The 19,698-nt window shown below is 59.4% G+C and carries 14 protein-coding genes; 11 read left to right on the forward strand and 3 right to left on the reverse strand.

Features of this window, described 5'->3' with window-relative positions; all coding sequences use genetic code 11:
- Positions 1 to 8: 8 nt before the first annotated feature.
- Both BM035_RS06150 and BM035_RS06155 read right to left on the reverse strand, forming a co-directional pair.
- Positions 9 to 1,586, reverse strand: coding sequence for a Re/Si-specific NAD(P)(+) transhydrogenase subunit alpha (locus BM035_RS06150; protein ID WP_092030720.1), 1,578 nt, complete (start codon positions 1,584 to 1,586; stop codon positions 9 to 11).
- A gap of 104 nt (positions 1,587 to 1,690) precedes the next feature.
- Positions 1,691 to 2,323 carry a TetR family transcriptional regulator gene (locus BM035_RS06155; protein ID WP_092030832.1) on the reverse strand — a complete coding sequence of 211 codons (633 nt, stop codon included), beginning with the start codon at positions 2,321 to 2,323 and terminating at the stop codon, positions 1,691 to 1,693.
- Between the two features lie 506 nt (positions 2,324 to 2,829).
- Here BM035_RS06155 and BM035_RS06160 point away from each other — a divergent pair.
- The 11 genes from BM035_RS06160 to BM035_RS06210 all read left to right on the forward strand — a co-directional run bounded on the left by BM035_RS06160 (position 2,830) and on the right by BM035_RS06210 (position 18,681).
- On the forward strand, positions 2,830 to 4,413 hold the full coding sequence (locus tag BM035_RS06160) for a flavin-containing monooxygenase (RefSeq protein WP_092030722.1): 1,584 nt from the start codon (positions 2,830 to 2,832) through the stop codon (positions 4,411 to 4,413).
- A 117-nt stretch (positions 4,414 to 4,530) separates the two neighbouring features.
- Positions 4,531 to 5,592 carry a zinc-binding metallopeptidase family protein gene (locus BM035_RS06165; RefSeq protein WP_092030723.1) on the forward strand — a complete coding sequence of 354 codons (1,062 nt, stop codon included), beginning with the start codon at positions 4,531 to 4,533 and terminating at the stop codon, positions 5,590 to 5,592.
- A gap of 14 nt (positions 5,593 to 5,606) precedes the next feature.
- On the forward strand, positions 5,607 to 7,067 hold the full coding sequence (locus BM035_RS06170; protein ID WP_053113310.1) for a circularly permuted type 2 ATP-grasp protein: 1,461 nt from the start codon (positions 5,607 to 5,609) through the stop codon (positions 7,065 to 7,067).
- A 1-nt stretch (position 7,068) separates the two neighbouring features.
- Complete coding sequence (locus tag BM035_RS06175; RefSeq protein WP_008172676.1) at positions 7,069 to 8,007, forward strand: alpha-E domain-containing protein; 939 nt, start codon at positions 7,069 to 7,071, stop codon at positions 8,005 to 8,007.
- 35 nt (positions 8,008 to 8,042) lie between these two features.
- Positions 8,043 to 11,345 (forward strand): transglutaminase family protein, encoded by a 3,303-nt coding sequence (locus BM035_RS06180; protein WP_092030725.1) that lies wholly within the window; start codon positions 8,043 to 8,045, stop codon positions 11,343 to 11,345.
- Positions 11,346 to 11,434: 89 nt separating this feature from the next.
- The gene (locus BM035_RS06185; protein WP_092030727.1) at positions 11,435 to 13,939 is read left to right on the forward strand and encodes a circularly permuted type 2 ATP-grasp protein; all 2,505 of its coding nucleotides are present in this window, start codon (positions 11,435 to 11,437) and stop codon (positions 13,937 to 13,939) included.
- Between the two features lie 10 nt (positions 13,940 to 13,949).
- Positions 13,950 to 14,903 (forward strand): transglutaminase family protein, encoded by a 954-nt coding sequence (locus tag BM035_RS06190; protein WP_053113307.1) that lies wholly within the window; start codon positions 13,950 to 13,952, stop codon positions 14,901 to 14,903.
- 115 nt (positions 14,904 to 15,018) lie between these two features.
- Positions 15,019 to 15,642 (forward strand): MarC family protein, encoded by a 624-nt coding sequence (locus tag BM035_RS06195; RefSeq protein ID WP_008172684.1) that lies wholly within the window; start codon positions 15,019 to 15,021, stop codon positions 15,640 to 15,642.
- A gap of 36 nt (positions 15,643 to 15,678) precedes the next feature.
- Positions 15,679 to 16,245 (forward strand): gamma-glutamylcyclotransferase, encoded by a 567-nt coding sequence (locus BM035_RS06200; RefSeq protein ID WP_092030729.1) that lies wholly within the window; start codon positions 15,679 to 15,681, stop codon positions 16,243 to 16,245.
- Positions 16,246 to 16,320: 75 nt separating this feature from the next.
- The gene (locus BM035_RS06205; protein ID WP_092030731.1) at positions 16,321 to 18,009 is read left to right on the forward strand and encodes a phosphoethanolamine transferase; all 1,689 of its coding nucleotides are present in this window, start codon (positions 16,321 to 16,323) and stop codon (positions 18,007 to 18,009) included.
- A 207-nt stretch (positions 18,010 to 18,216) separates the two neighbouring features.
- A complete protein-coding gene (locus tag BM035_RS06210; protein ID WP_008172690.1) occupies positions 18,217 to 18,681 on the forward strand; it encodes a hypothetical protein in 465 nt (154 codons plus the stop codon).
- On the opposite strand, the gene BM035_RS06215 is transcribed toward BM035_RS06210, so the two are convergent.
- Positions 18,638 to 19,588: a DMT family transporter gene (locus BM035_RS06215; protein WP_092030733.1), complete on the reverse strand. Its 951-nt coding sequence runs from the start codon at positions 19,586 to 19,588 to the stop codon at positions 18,638 to 18,640. The two genes, BM035_RS06210 and BM035_RS06215, sit on opposite strands and share 44 nt — an antisense overlap.
- Positions 19,589 to 19,698: the final 110 nt, after the last annotated feature.

The raw sequence follows: 19,698 nt of genomic DNA on the forward strand, positions 1-19,698 counted from the left end.
GGCGCCTCCTACTTGCGGAACATTTTGAGCATGCGATGGGTGACCCGGAAGCCACCGCCCACGTTGATGCTGGCAATCAGCACCGCCACAAACGCCATGATGCCAACGGCAATATTCTCCGCCTGGGCCAGATGCAGAATGGCGCCGATAACGATGATGCCGCTGATGGCGTTGGTAACGCTCATCAGGGGGGTATGCAGGGAAGGGGTTACGTTCCAGATCACCTGCCAGCCAATAAAGCAGGCCAGTACGAACACAGTGAAGTGTTGCAGGAAGCTTTCCGGCGCGTGGGCGCCCACTCCGTAGAGCGCCAGGGCCGTCACCACCAGAAGAACGCCTTTGCCGATCAGGCTGCGACGGTCCGCGTCCTTCTTGGCGGCCGCTTTTGCTTCGGCTGAAGGCTCCTCGGTGCCCGGTGCGGGCTTGGGGCTGACCGGCGATTCCGGTTGTGGCGGCGGCCAGGTTATTTCGTCCTCGTGAACCACCGTCAGGCCGCGGATGACTTCGTCTTCCATGTTCACCAGCGGCGTGCCGTCTTTCTCGGGTGTCAGCTCGGTGAGCAGATGCACCAGGTTGGTGGCGTACAGATCACTGGCCACCTTGGCCATCCGGCTGGGCAGGTCGGTGTAGCCGATCAGGGTAACGCCGTGTTGATGGGCGACTTTGCCCGGTTCGGTCAGTTCGCAGTTACCCCCTCGCTCTGAGGCCAGATCCACGATCACGCTGCCGGGCTTCATGGATTTTACCATGTCGGCGGTGATCAGTTTCGGTGCCGGTTTGCCGGGAATCAGGGCGGTGGTGATGATGATATCCACCTCTTCCGCCTGCTCTGCGAACAGCGCCATCTCCGCCTTGATGAACTCGTCACTCATCTGCTTGGCGTAACCACCGCTGCCGCTGCCCTCCTCGTCACCGAAATCCAGTTCCAGGAACTCGGCCCCCATGCTCTCGACCTGTTCCTTCACTTCCAGCCGGGTATCAAAGGCCCGCACGATAGCGCCCATGCTATTGGCAGCGCCAATGGCTGCCAGGCCAGCCACCCCGGCACCGATGACCATGATTTTCGCGGGTGGCACCTTGCCAGCAGCGGTAACCTGCCCGGTAAAGAAACGCCCGAAGTGGTTCGCCGCCTCGATCACCGCCCGATAGCCGGCGATGTTGGCCATGGCGCTGAGGGCGTCCATCTTCTGGGCGCGGCTGATGCGGGGCAGGCTGTCGATGGCGAAAGACGTGATCTTTCTGGCGGCCAGCTTTTCCAGCAATTCCGGACTCTGGGCCGGCCAGATGTAGCTGACCAGAAACGCCCCCTCCTTCATCAGATCCGCTTCGTGTTTGCCCAGTGCCGGATTTTCCATGGGCGCCCGGACCTTGAGGATAAAGTCGGCTTCTTTCCACAGCGAGCTGGTATCGGCTGCGATGGCTGCGCCCACTTTTTCATAGGCGGCATCGGAGTAGTTCGCCGCCTCGCCGGCGCCGCCTTCCACGATGACGTCATAACCAAGTCCGATTAACTTGTGAACAGAAGGTGGCGTGGCGGCCACTCGCCGCTCGTCCTCAAAGATTTCCTTGGGGATACCGATTTTCATTATTGGTTTGCCTCCGGATTTCCCGATCGATCACTTGTTCTGGTTATCTACATACTAGTGCAGGTTGCCAGATCTGCCCGGAAAGGGGAGTTATCGGAGGCTTTTCAGCTGTGTTTCTGGGCGAGACGTTCGACTTCCGTTTGCGACAGGTGATCAAGCATCGCACCCCGGAACTGCCGGTTGATGAAATGTTCGGTTTCGGTCTGGATGGTTTCCCGCTGGGCAGGTTTCTCGATGTAGTCCATGGCGCGGAACAGGATGTAGCGGATGGTCATGCGGGAGATTTCATGAATGGTCTCGGACGGCACGGCGCTCACCAGTTGCCGCTCGATAATGTCTTCGGCCATTTCCCGGGCACTGGCTTCAAGCTGTGATTCAAGGGCCCGGCGCAGTATCGGGGAGGGGCCGTGGAGTTCCCGCACGGCCACCGTAGTTGCCGCCGGATTGGCCAGGAAATAGTGATACACAAACGCCACCGTATCCCGCGAGGCCTGTTCGGAAGAATCCGCCATCTGCCGCAGATCCCGGACCCCGGCTTTCATCTCCTCGGCAATGTAACCCAGTACCTGCAGGCCGAATTCATCCAGGCTCTTGAAGTGTCGGTAAAAGGTATTCGGATTCAGCCCCGCCTCCCGGGCAAGCTCCCGCAGTCCCAGCGACGTCAGGCTCCGGGTTTCGGTAATCAGCCGAAGCGCAGCCTGGATGAGTTTCAGCTTTCCGCCGGTTAATCCGTTCATCTTTTCCTCTGCTTTGGAGGTTGGCCGCGTTGGCAGGTATTCCGAAAACCGCTGCAAGTACGTCCATGTACGCTTGCTCTCCGCCATCCCTGGCTCCGAGCATTTTCGGAATACCTGCCAACACGGCCCCCGAACAATGGAAGTGGGCTGCCAGACTTGAGGCGACTGTATGAGGGCGGGCCACTGTGAGTCTGACGGTCGTTTGTGGGAAGGGCTTCCAAAACTGTCTCTCGCCATGGATGGCGAGAGCCAAGCGTCACAGGGATGTGCCGCAAGGAGCGCGTTTTGGAAGCCCTTCCCACAAATGACCAGCCCCCCCCAGCCAGAGCCCGCCGCAGAGGCCAATGATCAGTCACCTGAGGCCAATCACCGAACCAGGAGTATACGGTTGTATACCAAGCTGTGTATACATGTGTCTACCGGCCATGATGACCCGCCGGATAACAACAGACAAGGTCTAGTGTCCCGTTTAGCTGGGGCACTGGGGCCAACGCAGGAGTGCAGCAATGACACAGAACACACAGATCGCCATCATCGGCACCGGATTCTCCGGCCTGGGCATGGCCATCAAACTCAAGGAAGCCGGCTACAACGACTTCGTGATCCTGGAGCAGAGTGACGACATCGGTGGCACCTGGCACCAGAACCACTACCCGGGGTGTGCCTGTGACGTGCAGTCTGCACTCTACTCCTTCTCCTTCGAGCAGAACCCGAACTGGAGCCGGATGTATGCCCAGCAGCACGAGATCAAGGCGTATCTGAAACATTGCGCCGAGAAATACGGGCTGATGAAGCACATCCGGCTGAACACCCACGTGGCGGGAGCGCGATTTGATGAGACCCACCAACGGTGGGTTGTTGAAACCTGTGATAGTCCGACGCTTTGGGCGTACATGCAGGAAAGAGGCGTGAAGCCGGGAGACCGGTTGGATCGAACCGATAAGGGGCTGCCGGAATTCACTACCTTGAGGGCCGATATCCTCGTTTCCGGAATGGGGGGATTGAGCACGCCGGCGTATCCGGAGATCAAGGGGATCGAATCCTTCACGGGCAAGCGTTTCCACTCCCAGGACTGGGATCACGACTACGATTTGCGCGGCAAGCGGGTGGCGGTGATCGGGACCGGTGCCTCGGCCATCCAGTTTGTTCCGGAGGTGGCGAAGCAGGCGGCAAAGGTAGACCTGTACCAGCGCACACCACCGTGGATCATGCCCAAGCCGGACCGTGCCATCCGGCCAGTGGAGAAGCGGCTTTTCCGGATGTTCCCACAAACACTCAATGCGTTCAGGCAGAGTATCTACTGGTCGCTTGAGGCGCGGGTACTGGGCTTTGTGGGCAATCCGCGTATTCTGAAGTTGGGTGAACTGCAGGCCCGCCGGCATATCCGCAACCAGATTCCGGACAAGGCCTTGCGCAGAAAGGTTACCCCGGATTTTCATTTCGGCTGCAAACGGGTGCTGATTTCCAATAACTACTATCCGGCGCTGGCCCAGGACCATGTGGATGTGGTGACCGAGGGTATCCGTGAGGTGCAGGGCAACACCGTGATCGATGGTCAGGGCAACAAGCGGCAAGTGGATTGCATCATCTACGGCACCGGCTTCCGGGCCCAGGACCCGATTCCCGCGGGCATGATCTTTGGGCGAAACGGCCAGGACCTGCTGGACGCCTGGAAGGACGGCGCAGAGGCCTACAAAGGCACCACCGTCAGTGGCTTTCCGAACTTTTTCATGCTGATGGGACCGAACACCGGTCTCGGTCACAGCTCCATGGTGTATATGATCGAAAGTCAGATCCAGTACGTGCTGGATGCCCTGCAACAGATGCGCCGGCAGCAGTGGACCAGCATGGAAGTGAAGCCGGACGCCCAGAGCCGCTACAACGCGTCCATTCACGCGAAGCTGGGTGACTCGGTATGGCAGACCGGTTGCAAGAGCTGGTACGTCAACGAAAACGGCAGGAACACGACCCTATGGCCGGGTTTTACCTGGCAGTTCCGGAACCAGACGCGGCGCTTCGACGCAGAGTGGTACCTGTGTAAAGGCGCCAGTGACAGCGTTGCCGGAGTTGATTCTGCCATGGCCATCTAGCATCGGAGCAGCGGGGGCATTTCAGCCGGGTTTTAACGGTGGATAAGTTGCGTTTTGGCCCGGATGGCCAATACTTGAAGCAACGGTCTTGCCGGTATCGGCCAAGGATGTCCCCAAATGAAGCTGTTTCACTGCGGCCGATGCGCCAACCTGCTTTATTTCGAAAACAGCTGCTGTACCAGTTGCGGAGCAAGCCTTGGCTTCGCGCCGGATGTGATGGATCTGGTGGCGATTGATCCGAAGGGTAACGATACCTGGGAAGAGGTCACCGCCAGCGATCAATACCGTCTATGTGGTAACTACCAGAACCAGGGCGCTTGCAACTGGCTGGTGCCTGCCTCTGATTCACACGCTTTCTGCGTTGCCTGCCGTCTTAATCGCACCATTCCCGACCTGAGCACCTTCCGGAACCACGATCTGTGGGTGCGGCTGGAGAAAGAGAAACGTCGCCTGGTCTATTCACTGCTGCGCCTGAAGCTGCCTTGCGAGCCCCGGCAGGAAGACCAATACGGCCTGAACTTCGATTTTCTTGCCGACCAGCCGGCAATGTTTGACGAGCGGTCGAAGGTAAAAACCGGCCACGCCAATGGCGTGATCACCATGAACATTGCCGAGGCCGACCCGGTGGAACGGGAGCGGATGCGCAGCCAGATGGCCGAGCCCTATCGCACTGTTTTGGGGCATTTCCGTCACGAATCCGGTCATTATTTCTGGGACCTCCTGGTGCGGTCCGGGCCATGGCTTGGGTCGGTTCGGGAGATGTTTGGTGACGACACCAGAGACTACAAACAGGCGATGGACCAGCATTACCAGTACGGCCCGCCCGGTGACTGGCAAAGCTGGTACATCAGTGCCTATGCCAGCAGCCATGCCTGGGAAGACTGGGCAGAGACCTGGGCACATTACCTGCATATGGTGGATACACTGGAAACCGCCTGGCAGTTCGGGATGCGAGTCAACGCCCGCCAGAGCCCGATGATGAACAGCGAACCAGACCCTGCGTTTGATCCCTACCAGGCCGACGATTTCGATGCACTGATCAAGCACTGGTTACCCCTGACGCTTGCGCTCAACAGCCTGAATCGAAGCATGGGGCATGACGATGCCTACCCCTTCGTGCTTGCGGCTCCGGTGGTGGAGAAACTCCGTCTGGTACACCGAATAGCTCACGGTGGTTAACGAAAGGACCCCAAATGAAAAAGAACAAATCGATAGACTGGAAAAACTACGATCCCAACGAGTTCTACGATGAACTGATTGCTGCCAAGGGCAAGCCCCGGCCTGCGGCCACGGCGATTACCGACTACCTGGGCAATCTTGGTTCCGAGGAAATCCAGGCGCGCCAGCAGGCGGCCGAACTGGCGATACTTGAGATGGGGGTCAGCTTCACTATCTATAGCGAGGGCGAAAATATTGACCGGGCCTGGCCCTTCGACATCATTCCCCGGGTTATTTCGCGTCGGGAGTGGGAAACCATCGAGCAGGGTCTGGCCCAGCGCCTGACGGCCCTAAACATGTTCATTAACGATATCTACAACGACCAGAACATCGTCAAGGACAAGGTCATCCCCAAATATGTGTTCGCCAACTCGAAGAACTTTCGCGAGCAATGTCGGGGGTTCACGCCGCCACTGGGGGTCTGGGCGCACATCTGTGGATCCGACCTGGTGCGGGATAAAGATGGCAAGGTGTATGTTCTTGAGGACAACCTGCGGGTCCCCTCGGGTGTTTCCTACATGCTGGAGAACCGTCAGTTGACCAAACGGGTGTTCCCGGAGCTGTTCGACAAAACCAGCATTCTGCCGGTCGATGACTACACCAACCAGCTGTTCGACATGCTGGCGTCGATTTCGCCCCGGCCTCAGGACCACCCGAAAATTGCGGTGCTCACGCCAGGTATTTTCAACTCCGCCTATTTTGAACATTCCTTCCTGGCTCAGCGCATGGGCGCCGAGCTGGTAGAAGGGGCCGACCTGGTGGTTGGCGAAGATGATTGTGTCTACATGCGTACTGTCGAGGGCCTGGAGCGCGTGGATGTGATTTATCGCCGCATTGACGACGATTTCCTGGACCCGGAGGTATTCCGTTCCGATTCCACTCTGGGCGTGCCCGGTCTGATGCGAGCCTGGCGCAATGGCAAGGTTGGCCTCGCCAATGCACCGGGTGCCGGCGTGGCCGACGACAAGGTGATCTACGCCTTCGTGCCGGACATGATCCGTTACTACCTGGATGAGGAGCCGATCATCCCGAACGTGCCCACCTACATGTGTGTGAACAAGCAGGATCAGGAGTATGTCCTTGAGCATCTCGACGAGTTGGTGGTCAAGCCCGCGAACGAGTCCGGGGGCTATGGCATGCTGGTGGGGCCCCATTCCACCAAGAAGCAGCGCACCGAGTTCGCGCGCCTGATCAAGAAGAACCCGCGCAACTACATCGCCCAACCCACATTGAGTCTCTCTGTGGCCCCAACTTTGTGCGACGAGGGCCTGGCGCCCCGACACCTGGATCTTCGGCCTTTTGTGCTGCAGGGCGTGAGAACCTACGTTACGGCTGGCGGGCTTACGCGGGTGGCGATGCGAAAAGGCTCCCTGGTGGTGAATTCGTCCCAGGGCGGTGGAAGCAAGGATACCTGGATCGTGGACGAGGAGAATTGATGTGCTGTCACGTGTAGCGGAACGACTGTACTGGATGGCCAGATACCTTGAGCGGGCCGAGAACAACGCCCGGATGATCATGGCCTTTAATTCCCTGGCGTTGGACATGCCCCGGGAAACCCAGCTTTCCTGGAAGGGACTGGTGGCCGTGACGGGCATGGGGGCGCTGTTTGACCAGCATCATCAGAAGGCCGATGAGCGCAACTGTGTGAAGTTTCTGATGGCGGATGGCTACAACCCGAGCTCCATTGCCTCCTGCATCAAGGCCGCCCGGGAGAACGTGCGCACCACCCGGGACCAGATTCCAACCGACGCCTGGGAGGTGATCAACGAGCTGTACCGGTACATCCTGGAGAACATAGATCAGGGGGTTGGTAAGCGGGCGAGGTACGAATTCCTCAACGAAATCGTGGGTCGCTGCCAGATGCTCAATGGTTTGCTGGCCGGTTGCATGAGTCACGATGAGGGGTATGACTTCATCCGAGTAGGCCGCAACCTGGAGCGGGCGGACATGGCCACCCGGCAGATTGAAGTGGGCGCCCTGCAGTTCCTCGACGGCTGGGATGGCACCGAAACCTATGGCGGGCTGCTGTGGACCAGTGTCCTGCGTTATCAGAGTGCCTTCCAGATGTACCGTCACAATGTGCGGCGGAAGGTCAGCGGGCCTCTGGTCATTCGTTTCCTGTTGCAGAATGAGCCGTTCCCGCGATCGGTGCTGCACAGCCTCAGCGAAGTCGCGGGCGCTCTCGACCGTCTGCCAAGGAACGAGATTCCGCTCCGCACCGCGTTGCAGGCGGTACGTCACACCCGGGATGGGGACGTGGATGCACTGATCCGCAAGGAGGACGTGATCCTGTTCCTGGAAAAACTGCAGTTAGAAATCGGTGAGCTTCACGACGATATTGCAGAGACGTGGTTTCCTGTCTACGAGACAGCCTGAAACTCCCAATTTTATTCGCCTGTGAGATAGGTTCCATGTCGATTCACGTTGCCCTGAGCCATACCACCCACTATCGCTATGAGCGCCCGATCAGCCTGGGCCCGCAAATAGTTCGATTGCGTCCGTGTCCGCACGGGCGGACGCGCATCCTCAGCTACTCGCTGAAGGTGGAACCAGAGGGTTATTTCCTGAACTGGCAACAGGACCCCCAGGCCAATTATCTGGCCCGCCTGGTGTTTCCGGAGAAAACCGAAGAACTGAAGATCACTGTGGATCTGGTTGCCGAGATGGCCGTGATCAACCCGTTCGATTTCTTTCTGGAACCCCGGGCAGAGACCATTCCGTTTGAATACGAGGAGTGGCAGACGGCAGAGCTGGCGCCTTATTTACAGAAACTACCGGAAACACCGGAATTCCGTAAGTGGATGGCCACCATAGACCGCAAGGAAACTCCCAGCGTGGATTTCCTGGTGGGTGTGAACCAGAGCCTTGCTGACCGTATTGATTACCTGATCCGGATGGAGCCGGGCGTCCAGACCCCGGAGGAAACCCTGAAAAAGGGCTCCGGCTCCTGTCGGGATTCGACCTGGTTGCTGGTGCAGACGCTCCGGCATCTGGGGCTGGCGGCGCGCTTTGTGTCCGGCTACCTGATTCAGCTCAAGGCAGACCAGAAAGCACTGGATGGCCCTTCGGGCGCTGAGGAAGACTTCACCGATTTGCACGCCTGGTGCGAAGTCTTCCTGCCGGGCGCCGGTTGGGTGGGGCTGGATCCGACGTCCGGCCTGTTTGCCGGAGAAGGGCATATCCCGCTGGCCTGCAGCCCGGATCCGTCCTCGGCGGCGCCAATTACCGGCATGGTTGAGGAGTGCGGGGTCGAGTTCGAGCACCAGATGAGCGTTCAGCGCATCTGGGAAGCACCTCGGGTGACCAAACCCTATACCGAGGCCCAGTGGCAACGCATCGTTGGGCTGGGCCATGACGTGGACCAGCGTCTGACAGAACTGGATGTGCGTCTGACCCAGGGCGGTGAACCCACCTTCGTGGCGAATCACGACCGGGACGAGCCGGAGTGGAACACCGAGGCCATGGGCCCCACCAAGCGCAAGAAGGCCATCGAGCTCTATCACCGGATGCGGGATCGCTATGGCGCTGGCGGGTTGGTTCATTTCGGCCAGGGAAAGTGGTATCCGGGGGAGCCGCTGCCCCGATGGTCCCTGAACTGTTTCTGGCGCAAGGATGGCGAGCCGATCTGGCGGGACGAGCGCTGGCTGGCGGATGAGCGCATCGAAGGCAACGCAAGCCCGGAAGATGCCCACAGGTTTTTGTCGGCCCTGGCGAAAGAGCTTGGTGTTGATGAAAAACAGCTGTTCCCGGGGTTCGAGGATGCCTTTTATTACTTGTGGCGGGAACGACGTCTACCGGTCAACGTCGATCCTTTCGATGCGAAACTCGAGAATGCCTTGGAGCGCAAGCAGCTTCAGCAGATTTTCAGCCGGGGACTGGATGAGCCCGTCGGCTACGTGCTGCCACTGCGTGTGTCGGAAAAGGAACAGGCCTGGGAAACCGGCCCGTGGTTCCTTCGCAGTGAACGCTGTTACCTGATTCCGGGCGGCTCCCCCATGGGGCACCGGCTGCCTCTGGATAGCCAGCCCTGGGTGGAAGAAGCCGATTACCCCTGGATACACGAGCAGGACCCCTTTGCGCCCCGTGGCTCGTTGCCTGCCAGCGAGGAGATCCGGCAATGGAACAGCCGTGGCCAGGTCGGCCAGTCGTCGCCGGAGCGGGAGCCTCCCGCAAAAGGCAAGTCGGCACCGGAGATTGTCCGAACGGCCCTGTGTGTGGAGCCCCGGGATGGCATTCTCCGTATTTTCATGCCGCCGCTGGAGGAGCTTGAGCCCTATCTGGCATTGGTGTCAGCCATCGAGAAAACCGCTGCAACTCTCCAACAACCGGTATTGCTGGAGGGCTACGAGCCACCCTCGGACCACCGGATCACCCATTTCCGGATCACCCCGGACCCGGGGGTGATCGAAGTGAATGTGCAGCCGGTCCGGACCTGGGACGAAATGGTGGAGCAGACCGAATCCCTGTACGCCGACGCCTACGAATGCCGGCTCACCTCCGAGAAGTTTATGATGGACGGCCGTCATACCGGCACCGGTGGCGGCAACCATTTTGTGCTGGGCGCCCAGAAGGCAGAGGATTCGCCCTTCCTGCGACGTCCGGACCTGTTACGCAGCCTCATCAGTTACTGGCATAACCACCCCAGCCTGTCCTACCTGTTCTCCGGCCTGTTTATCGGTCCCAGCTCCCAGGCGCCGAGAATCGACGAAGCCCGCAACGATCACGTGTTCGAAATGGAACTGGCATTCAGGGAGATGGAGCGGCTGTGCCCGGTGGGCAAGAAAGTCGCGCCCTGGGTGGTGGACCGGCTGCTCCGGGACCTGCTCACGGATGTGACCGGCAATACCCATCGGGCGGAATTCTGTATCGACAAGCTCTATTCCCCGGACGGCCCCGGTGGGCGCCACGGGTTGCTGGAATTGCGGGCCTTCGAGATGCCGCCCCATGCCCGGATGAGCCTGACCCAGCAACTGCTGTTGCGGGCGCTGGTGGCCAGATTCTGGGAGCAACCCTACAAGCCTTCCGGACTGGTTCGCTGGGGCACAGAACTGCACGATCGTTTCCTGCTGCCGCACTATGTCTGGCAGGATTTCGAGGACGTCATCGACGACATGAAAGCGCAGGGCTACCCGCTTGAGAGCGAATGGTTCGCGCCCCATTTCGAATTCCGGTTCCCCCGGATCGGCGACTACAAGGTCAAGGGCATTACCCTTGAACTGCGCTCGGCTCTGGAGCCCTGGCATGTGACCGGGGAGCACGGCGCGATCGGCGGCACCGCCCGCTACGTGGATTCTTCCCTGGAGCGTTTGCAGGTGAAGGTACGCGGCGCTGCCCCGGATCGTTACCAGATCACCTGCAATCAGGTGCCGTTGCCGCTTCAGCCAACAGGGATGGTGGGTGAATCGGTCGCCGGCGTCCGTTACCGGGCCTGGCAGCCATCCCAGTGCATGCACCCGACCATTGGTGTGGATGGGCCTTTGGTGTTTGATATCGTGGACACCTGGAATGAACGCAGTCTGGGCGGCTGTGAATATCACGTGACCCATCCCGGTGGCCGGAATTTCGAGACTTTGCCGGTGAACTCGTTCGAAGCGGAAGGCCGCCGCATGGCGCGCTTCTTCCGGATGGGACACAGCTCGGGGCAACAGCCCCTGCGGCCGGTTCCGGAGCATCGGGAGTTTCCGTTTACCCTGGATCTGCGATATCACAAATAAGATGCCTGGACATGTGGTTTGATGCTGGCTCCGGAGAGTAGAAAGCGGCTATGCTTCCAGCTCACTGACTAACGGAGCCTGAATTCAAGGTGGCGAAGCAGCAAGCAGTTACTGACATCCTCCGCCAGTACCATCCGGTGCCGGACCGGTTTGATGAGCTTGGCACCGGGGGTTCCGGGCCCAAGTCGCACTGGCGTCCGTTGTTGCAGCAGCTGAACCTTGAGTCTGTCGCTGGTCTCAACCTCAGGGCCCAGGCTGTTTCCAATGCCATTGCCGAAGACGGCGTAACCTACAACGTCTACGAGGACCCTCGTGGAGATTCCCGGCCCTGGGAAGTGGATCTGCTTCCCCTGATCCTGGGCGCCGATGAGTGGCAGTGGCTATCGAAAGCCGTCGCCCAGCGTGCAGAGCTTCTGGACAGCGTTCTGGGCGATCTGTACGGCGAGCAGTCGCTGTTAAAAGAGGGCTTCATGCCCCCCGCCCTGGTCTATGGTCAGGCGGGTTTCCAGTGGCCCTGTCAGGGGATTGAGCCCGCCGGTGGCCGGTTCCTGCACCTGTACGCCGTGGATCTGGCCCGGGCGCCGGACGGTGGCTGGTGGGTGATGGCGGACAGAACCCAGGCGCCTTCCGGCGCGGGCTATGCACTGCAGAACCGGCTGGTGATTTCCCGGGCCTTTCCGGCGCCATTCCACAACCTGCCGGTGACCAACCTTTCGGAATTCTTCCAGGGTTTCCAGAACAGCCTGGCGGGCATGTCGCCAGCGGGAACCGAGTCGCCGCTGTGTGTCCTGCTGACCCCCGGCCGTTTCAACGAAACCTATTTCGAACATGTGTTCCTCGCCCGCTACCTGGGCTTGCCCCTGGTTGAAGGCCAGGACCTGACCGTGCGTGATGACACGGTGTACCTGAAAACGCTCCAGGGTCTGCGGCGGGTACACGCCATTTATCGCCGGCTGGACGATGGTTTCTGTGACCCGCTGGAGCTGCGCGCCGATTCCGTGCTCGGTATTCCCGGACTGCTGGGGGCGGTGCGGGCCGGCAAGGTTCTCATGGCAAATGCCCTGGGTTCCGGGGTGCTTGAGAGTGCGGCGTTATTCGGGTTTTTGCCGGAGATTTCGAAGAAATTACTGGGCTCGCCTCTGGCTATGCCGTCGGTGGCGTCCTGGTGGTGTGGTGAGAAACCGGCTCTGGATTATGTCATTGAGCACCTGGACGAGCTGGTCATTAAACCGGCCTTCGCGAGCATGCGAATGGAGCCGGTGTTCGGTTACCAGGTGAAAGGTGCAGAGCGGGACGCCCTGATCAAGAAGATGCATGCCCATCCCCATGCCTTTGTCGGCCAGGAGCTCGTCCATCTTTCCCAGGCGCCGGTCTGGAAGGGGGATCCGGAGCAGCCGCTGGCCACCCGGTCCATCGGCCTGCGGCTGTTTGCGGCGGCCACGCCCTCCGGCTGGCGGGTCATGCCCGGTGGGCTGACCCGGGTCGCCATGGATGCGGGTGTGGAAGTCATCTCCATGCAACGGGGAGGGCTGTCGAAGGACACCTGGGTACAGGCTCGCTACACGGCCCCCTCCAAGTCACTGATCAAGAAACGGCTGCAGGTGTCTGACCTGCTCGACGGCGAGCGGGACACGCCCTCCCGGGTGGGAGAAAACCTGTTCTGGATGGGCCGGCACTCGGAGCGGGCGGAGGGAACTGCCCGTTTATTGCGGGCGGCGTTCAACCGCCTGTCGGGCCACGACCAGGCCAGTGAAGAAGCCCTGCTCGGGCTGCAACAGGCCGCCGAGCAATTCGGGACCCTTCCGGAGCCTGAAGAAGATGCGGTCCCCGAGCCGCTTCCCGACGCCTTGTTGAGAGCGGTGAGTGACCTGCAATTTCCGGGTTCAATTGCGTCGATTCTCCAGGCGTTGCTGTTCAATGCCAGCCAGGTCCGGGACCGTCTGTCTTCCGACAACTGGCACACGCTCAATCGGGTGGGTAAGCCCCTGAGCCCGGCGCCAACTACGCCGGACCGGTCGATTCGGGCACTGAACCTGGTGTTGCTGGACTGCATCTCCCTGGCGGGCTTTGCGATGGATGACATTACGCGGGATGCCAGTTGGGTTTTCCTCGTGATCGGCCGGCGCCTGGAGCGACTGGCCAATCTCTGTACGCTGATTTGCGTGCCGCTGTTCAGCGACCGGTTCAGCCGCCATGCCATGCTAGAGTGGCTGCTGGAAGTGGCCAACTCGGAAGTCACCTACCGCACCCGATACCGTCGGACACCAGAGCTTCTGGGGGTACTCCATACCCTGGTGATAGACGCAAGCAATCCTCATTCGGTGATGTTCCAGCTGCGCCAGCTCCAGAAGGACCTGCCGGAGATGGGTCGTAAAACCGGTCAGCTGTTTCCGCCGGATCTGAACGAATCGCTGCAGCGGCTGCGAGCGCTTGATTTGCATCCGTTTGAGCGCAAACGCCCGGATAAAGCCTGTGAAGCCCTGGCGGAGCTATTGTGTGACATCCGGTCGGAGGCCTATCGTGTGTCTGATGAAATCCAGCGGCAGTGTTTTATTCACACCCGGTATTCCGACCGGTCTGTGAACCCGGATTGAGGCACCTGTCATGACATTTGTCCGTTACCATGTGCGTCATGAGACCCTCTACCAGTACGATCAGGTGGTGGGGGAGTCCCACCATTTGCTGAGGCTTACGCCACGGGCCCTGCCCTGGCAGCGGAATCTGGAACATCATCTGGCGATTGCACCGGAACCCCCGGTGCGAAGCTCGTTCCTGGACAGTTTCGGCAATCGGATTACCAAGATTGATTTTACCGCGGAACATGAGTACTTACGGATCATCAGCGAATTCTGGGTGGAGCTTCGTGAGCGTCCGAAACCCTCGGCAGCCGCGGCAAAAGTTCCCTGGGAAACCGTCCGCGATAGCCTGCGGTACCGTGCCGACAGGAAGTTCCCGGCGGACCATCTTCAGGCCACGGCGTTCCGGTTTGTCTCCACCAATGTGCCCATTGATTCCCAGTACGCCGCCTATGCCCGGGAGGCGTTCCTTCCGGGGCGCGCGCTGGTAGAGGCGGCCGATGCCCTGATGCGGATGATTCATCGCGATTTCAGTTTCGATGCAACGGCGACGGAAACCTTCACTCCGGTCGAACAGGCGTTCAAGGCCCGTCGAGGGGTTTGCCAGGATTTCTCCCACATCATGATTGCCTGTCTTCGCTCGTTGGGCCTGGCCGCACGTTACATGAGCGGGTATATCCTGACCCATCCGCCCGAGGGCAAGGAGCGCCTTGTTGGAGCCGATGCTACCCATGCGTGGGTGGCTGTGTTCGTGCCGGATTTCGGCTGGCTGGAGCTGGATCCTACCAATGCCCTGAGGCCGGACCTGGAACACATTACCCTCGGCTGGGGCAGGGACTTTTCCGATATCACCCCGATGCGGGGCGTCCTGCTGGGGGGTGGTGGACATGAACCGGAGATTGCCGTGACCGTGGTGCCCGAGGAGGAGTTCGCCTCCCTGTACGGCGACGGCGAAACCTATCTGGAAGAACTATCGACTTAACCGAATCCACCCGTCCGGTTGTGGTTGAGCTTATCCATACGTTCACTTCCTTACGGCGGAGTGCCGCGTAGCAAGCTATGCTTGCGGGCTTTCGATGGCACCCGGACGACACGGAATGATTGAAACGTTTTTCTCGACTTACATCAGCAGCACCATTCGCTTCCTGTTCCTGCTGGCGCCTTTTTTCGTAGTGACCATGTTCCTGGCGCTGACCAGGGGCCTTCCAGCAACCGAGAAAACATCGATCATCCGCCGTGCCTGCGTTTCGGCCTTTCTGATGGGCGTGATTCTGTTCTTTGCCGGCCCGCTGTTGTTCAGCGCCATCGGCATTACCCTGAATTCGTTCCGGATCGGTGCCGGTTGCCTGCTGTTTCTGACCGCCATCAGCCTGGTGACCAGTGGTACCCGGAATCACGCCACCGGGCTGCCTGATGAGGACCGTGATGACATTGCCGTTGTGCCACTGGCTATTCCGGTGATGATTGGCCCGGCCACCATTGGTGCAATCATGGTGTATGGCGCCGAGCTTAACCGGGTATCCGAAGTGGCAGGCGGACTCCTGGGATTGGTATCCAGCCTGCTGATCCTCGCGGTGCTGCTGCACCTGTCCGGCTACCTGGAGAAGGTGCTGGGCAAGACCGGCCTGAACATCATGTCCAAGATCAGCGGTCTGATCCTCTCTGCTATGGCGGCTGAAATCGTGTTGACGGGCATTGCGGGTTTCATTGCCTCCACCTAGAGTATCGCGGGACAGGTTTTCGCTGCAGGGTGTCTGATGTCTGCCAATACCATTGAGCACAATCGCAAACGATACGATTTCTCCGGCGTGGAGTCGGTGTGGCTGTTTGGTTACGGCTCGCTGATCTACAAGGTGGATTTCCCCTTTCTGGAGCAGCGCCCGGCGTCGATTCGAGGGTGGGAAAGGCGGTTCTGGCAGGGTTCCCACGATCATCGGGGCACGCCGGAGGCCCCCGGCCGCGTGGTTACCCTGGTAGAAAAGCCAAATGCTGTCTGCAAGGGCATGGCGTTCAGGGTGTCACCCAAAGTGTTCGAGCACCTGGATGTCCGTGAAAAGAACGGCTATCTGCGCCTGAGCATCACGCTCACCTTCGACGATGGCAGCCATGCCGACGGCCTGGTTTACATTGCCACCGAAGACAACGAAGCCTTCCTGGGCCACGCGCCGGACGCGGATATTGCCCGCCAGATCGCCTCTGCCTCAGGCCCCAGTGGCCCGAATGCCGATTATCTCTTGCGCCTTGCAGAGTCCCTGAGGGCAATGGGTGCGGATTGCCCGCACACCTTTGCCATCGAATCCCACCTGCGTGATGAGTTGAGCTAAGTCCGTTTAAGTTTGCTTTAAGGTTCGGGGAGCACACTCACCAGACCTTGAATCACACTTATCCCGGAAAATCCCATGGGCTTGTCCTCAAAACCCACTCTTCACGCGCAGCCGTTTGTGCATAGCGGAACCGGTCGGTTTCAATGGCCTGCAATCAAACCGCATTGGCTGGTGTTGATCAGCGCCTTTGCACTTACCGCTCTGTATAACGTTCCTTTCTACACCGCCCTTGATCGATACGTCGGCTTTGATCAGCCGATGCTGATGTTCAAACTCGCGTTTTTGTTGCTGCTGGTCAACCATCTCCTGATCAGCCTGTTTTCGGCACGATTTATCCTGAAGCCGGTACTGGTGTTTCTGTTTTTAAGTGCAGCGCTCAGTGGGTATTTCATGAACGCGTATGGCGTGCTGATCGACAAGCACATGCTGCAGAACGTGTTCGAAACCGATGTGCAGGAGGCTCGCGGCCTGCTGAGCCTCGGACTGCTTGTGCACATGGCGCTCTTCTTTGTGATTCCGGTTGTGCTGCTCTTCCTGGCACGCGTGAGCTGGCCGGCGGGCCTGAAAAGGGTCACTCACTGGTTGGCCCCGATCATTGTTGATATCGCTCTGATTCTGGTACTGGCGTTGACCAGCTATCAGGAGATGGCTTCAACGTTCCGTAATCACCGCGACATCAAGGATCTTGTGGTGCCGGTGAACAGTGTTGCTGCCCTGGCATCGCTGGGTAGCAAGGTGGCTGCGGCGCAGTTTCCCCAGGAATACCAGCAGGTGGGGCTGGATGCGACGGTTTCTCTCCCGGTTTCCGATCGCGCCAAACCCAATCTGGTGGTTTTCGTTCTTGGTGAAACTGCGCGCGCAGACCATTTTGGTCTGAATGGCTATCAGCGCGATACCACCCCGGAGCTCAGTAAACTGGCCCGGCAATCGGGCGGAACACTGGTCAATTTTCCCCGCGTATCCTCCTGCGGGACCGCAACGGCCTTGTCGGTGCCCTGTATGTTCTCGTGGCTGGGCAGATCGGATTACGATGAAGCCGTGGCCAAGAACAGTGATAACTTCCTGGATGTCATGACCCGCGCCGGCATCGTCAGTACCTGGCTGGATAATAACTCCGGCTGCAAGGGCATGTGTGACCGGATTCCGACCGTTCGTCCGGAGGATACCGACCTTTGCCAGGGCGAGTACTGTGATGATCTGGTGCTGCTGAAGGGTGCCCATCAGCAGCTCGATGTTGCAGAAAACAACGACCATTTCATGGTGTTGCATCAGCTTGGCAGTCACGGTCCCGAGTACTACAAGCGCAGCAAACCGGACCAGAAAAAGTACCTGCCCGAGTGTCAGAGCAATGAACTGCAGAGCTGTGACCAACAGGCCATCATCAACGCCTACGATGACAGTATTCTGGTAACCGATCGCTTGCTTGGGGAAACCGTGCGCATGCTGAAATCCATGCAGGCGGATTACAACACTGCCCTCGTGTATGTCTCTGACCATGGCGAGTCACTGGGCGAGGGTGGCATCTACCTGCACGGTATTCCTTACATGCTGGCGCCGGAGGCCCAGACCCATGTGCCCATGGTTGTGTGGTTGTCAGACGGTTTCCGGATGGATAACCGGATTGATGCCGAGTGCGTCAACCGGATCGCATCGCAACCGTTGAGCCACGACAACCTGTTCTCCTCCATGCTGGGACTGATGAACGTGAAGACCGGGGCGATCAAGCCGTCGCTCAATATTTTCGAGGACTGCAGAACCACCTGAGGCGCTGAACGTTTTCTTCACCTTCTGACAGAAAATTCGACACTACCGGCCATTCAAACGTCAAGCTGACGGGGCCTTGCGTAAAGATCCTGCAAAGCCGGCCCCAAGGCACTGACATTCGCTCCCGCTTCGATAATCTGGGTTCAGAGGCATCCGGCACTGGGTCCGGATGCGAGATCTGTCTCTGAGCAGAACGGGAGAATCATCATGAAGCGACTGTTGATCGGAAGCCTGGTAACGGCATTCCTGATGGCATCGGCTCCGGTGATGGCCAACGACGATGACCGCCGTGGTCACGGCTGGCAAAAGCACCATGAGCGGGGCAATGCCCTGCCGCCTGGCCAACAGAAAAAGTTCCTGCAGGCCCACTACCGCGACGACCGTTATGATCGGCACCATCACAAGCCCCGGCACTACAAACAGCATAAGTGGGACCGCAAGCACCACAATCGTTACGATCGCCACGGCTACCATGGTGACAAGCGCCATTGGGGCAAGAAGCACAAGCGCGATGTCTATCGCGACAGGCATGACCGCCGGCGTGACTGGCATCGCAACCATTCAGGCCATTACCTCCTCAAACTGGGCTACGGTGACGGATTGCCGCCGGAGGCCCGGATTGGTCGGATCATTCACGACACTCACGCGCTAATTGAATCGTCCCGGCACTGAATGAAGCTTCCTGGCTCCGGAGCTGCTGTTGCTCCGGGGCTGGATTAAATCCTCTTGCAGGCTCCTTGCGCCGGTGCTGCAGGCCAATGAGCAGCAGGGGCACCACGATCATCAGGCTGCCGGCCAGGAACCACAGGTCGGGCACCTCTCCGAACCAGATCCAGCCAATCCCCACGGCCCAGATCAGACCGGTGTACTCGGCGCTGGTGACCTGGTTGGCGTCTACCTGGCGGTAGGCCAGCAATACGGTGATGTTGTAGCCCAGAATGAACAGGGCCGAGCCCATGGCGCCGATCAGGATGCCTGAATCCCACTGTGCGCCTTCCCACCAGGCCAGGGCGCCAGCCGCTGGCAGAATCAGCAGGTAGTTCAGGAATAGTTTGTGGACAGTGCTCTGCTGTTTCGGCAGTTTCCGGACCAGCACGGCGTTGATGGCCAGGGCAAACGCCGAGCCAAGGGCTGCCACGGCCGCCCAGTTGAATTCCACCGGCCGTAGAATGAGCACAATGCCGGCAAAGCCGCTGAACACGGCGCTGACACTCAGCGGTGTCAGCTTTTCCCGGAACAGGAATACCGACAGCACCATCACCAGGATGGGCGCGGCATAGAAGACGGCGTTGGCGGTTGCCAACGGCAGGTTGCCCAGGGCGATCACCATGCACAGGAGGCCGGCCAGGTGGATGTGGGCCCGGAAGGTGTGGATCTTCAGTCCGGCGAACAGGTTTTTCCGGTCCAGTTGCCCGGCCATTGGCAGCAGAAGGCCCAGGGTGATCAGGCAGCGCAGAAACGCAAACTGAAATACGGGCGCGCCGGGCTCCAGGAGTTTGATGAACACGTCAGAGATCAATGCCATGGCGTTGCCGATCACCAGCAGCAGGATGGCGCTGTTTACGGTTTTTCCTGACATTTTTTTCTCCTCAAACCTTCAACTTTGGGTGCATGAGCCCGGTCAGCAAATGGCTTCCGAAAACCGCTGCGAGTACATCCATGTACGCTTGCTCTCCGCCTTCCCTGGCT

Origin of the sequence: Marinobacter sp. DSM 26671 (assembly GCF_900112835.1) — a bacterium.
Classification (GTDB): domain Bacteria; phylum Pseudomonadota; class Gammaproteobacteria; order Pseudomonadales; family Oleiphilaceae; genus Marinobacter; species Marinobacter flavimaris.